Annotated in this window: 1 pseudogene; it reads right to left on the bottom strand. The window is 43.9% G+C overall.

Annotated elements, in window-relative coordinates:
* Window positions 1-326 (bottom strand): annotated as a pseudogene (locus AB4135_RS22245) (IS4 family transposase); the annotation flags it as partial.

The following is a 326-nucleotide window of genomic DNA, read 5'->3' as shown; positions in this document are numbered from 1 at the left end:
CAAGGCTCTTTTTCTCGCTCGGCACTTGCACGAGACCGCTTGCTCAGCCTAGCTTTAACACCTGTTGCAGTTCTATCTTTTCGTCCTTTAGGGTCACGTTTGAAGATAACTAAACGAGAATTGAAAGAGACCTGTTCACCTAAAAAGTATTCGCCGAGATTCTTAGCTCTAGAGCTTGCTTGAGCGTAAAGTTTTTTGACTGGATACCAATGATGAATCGCGATTTTTCTACAGTGCGTTCTATTTCTAAAGCGGCCTACATAATCCCACTCAAGAGACAAAATCTGTTTGAACCAAGGGATGCGGAAGCCAGCGTCAGTTACGAT

This window comes from Shewanella sp. 10N.286.54.B9 (assembly GCF_041468565.1).
Taxonomy (GTDB): Bacteria; Pseudomonadota; Gammaproteobacteria; order Enterobacterales; family Shewanellaceae; genus Shewanella.
This window is presented reverse-complemented; position numbering and strand designations above follow the sequence as displayed.